2 protein-coding genes and 1 pseudogene are annotated in these 1,605 nt (G+C 62.2%); 1 reads left to right on the top strand and 2 read right to left on the bottom strand.

Annotation, left to right across the window (positions count from 1 at the left end; genetic code table 11):
• Positions 1-384, bottom strand: a pseudogene (locus tag CWO91_RS42125) (DUF1522 domain-containing protein); the annotation flags it as partial.
• 147 nt (positions 385-531) lie between these two features.
• Between CWO91_RS42125 and CWO91_RS42120 the strand changes: the two are divergent.
• Positions 532-711 (top strand): hypothetical protein, encoded by a 180-nt coding sequence (locus CWO91_RS42120; RefSeq protein WP_130221163.1) that lies wholly within the window; start codon positions 532-534, stop codon positions 709-711.
• Here the strand turns inward: CWO91_RS42120 and CWO91_RS42115 are convergent.
• Positions 708-1,605: flagellin (locus tag CWO91_RS42115; RefSeq protein WP_283811089.1), on the bottom strand; the 898-nt coding region annotated here is incomplete at its 5' end. The two genes, CWO91_RS42120 and CWO91_RS42115, sit on opposite strands and share 4 nt — an antisense overlap.

Raw genomic sequence — 1,605 nt, 5'->3', positions numbered from 1 at the left:
AGTCGTGGTGCCGCGCAGGTCGGAGGCCGTCGCGCCAGCAATCGTGGTCGAGACGTTCGACTTGGTCGAATAGCCGACCGTGGTCTGCAGCGCCTGATTGGCGATCGACTTGGCGCTATCCAGCAGCTTCGACAGCGAGGTGATGCCGGTGTTGGCGGCCTGCAGAACCTGCACGCCGTTGGCGATGCCATCGAGCAGGTTGTTGATGTCGCTGGCGCGGTTGTCGAGCGACTGGGCGGTGAAGAAGTTGGTGGGGTTATCCAGTGCCGTGTTCACCTTCTTGCCGGTCGACAGACGGGACTGGGTGGTGGCGAGGAGGTCGGCGGTGGACTGGAGAGAGAGCAGGTTCTGGCGAACCGACGCAGAGAGAACAATACCGGACATAACTCTTACCCTTCTGGTTTACGCGTCTTCGTTCGATCGCTTCGGATCGAGTGACGGGCACAGCCTGCGCGGACATGGCTAACAAAGGATGAAATCTGCTCACGAGCCGTAAGCGCCGGTTCACCATAAGGCAGCGGAAGCGAGTCGATGTCGGTGACGATCGACCTGAAACTCCTCACGTTTTTCGGCGTTTGCTCCCTGTTAACCATAACCAACAGCTACTTTTTCAGAGCCGCCAGACCACCTCTCGATCGGCTGCGCAAAAAGAAAGCGGCGGGGCCGAAGCCCCGCCGCCATGACTTGATTGCGATTTCAGCCGCCTATTAGCGGAGCAGCTGGAGCACGCTCTGCTGCGACTGGTTGGCGAGCGACAGCGCGGACACCGCGATCGACTGGCGGGTGGACAGCGCCTGGCTGTTGGCCGCTTCCTCGTTGGTGTCGGCCAGCGTCAGGTTGGACGAACCGGTCTGGAGCACGTTGATCAGGTTCTTGTTGAAGTCCTGACGCACCTGCACGACGGAGAGGTTCGAACCGAGCGTCGAGGCTTCCGAGCGCAACGTGCTCGAGGCCGTGTTCAGCTTGGTCAGCACCTTGTTGGTCGCGGCGTTGTCGATGAAGTCGGTGCCCTGCACCAGACCAGCCAAACCCAGGCCCTTCGAGTTGAAGGTCACGCCGGTGATGCTCAGGTTGGACTTGCCGGTCTCGTCGAACACAAGCTTGAGCTGATCGCCGTTGAGCAGGTTGACACCGTTGAACGACGCGTCCAGCGAGGTCGTGTCGATCTGCGTCATGATGTTGTTGTACTGTGACACCAGGTTGGTGCGGGTCGCCTGGGCAACAGCATCAGCAACCGGCGCGGTCGCGTTCGACCAGGTCAGGGTCGAAGTGATCGTGCCGCCGATCGTGCCGCCAGCGGCGGCAGATCCGATCGTCGAGGACGCATAGTCGTTGGTGGCCGAGACCGTGAGCAGGCCGTTGGCGTCGATCGTGGCCGTCAGGTTGTTGGCCTGAAGCTGCGTGTTGAGCTGATCGAGCGTCTTGACCGTGCCGCCGGTGCCATCGCCGAAGGTGACGTTGACCGCCGCGCCGCCGTTGAAGGAGGAGAAGGTCAAGGTCTTGCCCGAGATGCCACCCGACGCCGCGGAACGGCTCGCCGTGAAGGCGGTGCCGGTGCCGGTGGAGCCGGTCAGGCCGAGCGCCGACAGCGCATTCTTGGTGCCA

Source organism: Bradyrhizobium genosp. SA-3 (assembly GCF_004212635.1).
Taxonomy (GTDB): domain Bacteria; phylum Pseudomonadota; class Alphaproteobacteria; order Rhizobiales; family Xanthobacteraceae; genus Bradyrhizobium.
Note: the sequence above shows the minus strand (reverse complement) of the source record. Positions and strands in the feature narration are given on the sequence as shown.

Excerpts from the sequence above, each read along its gene's own strand:
- CWO91_RS42120 (WP_130221163.1), top strand. The coding sequence starts at position 532 with ATGTCGGTGACGATCGACCTGAAACTCCTCACGTTTTTCGGCGTTTGC.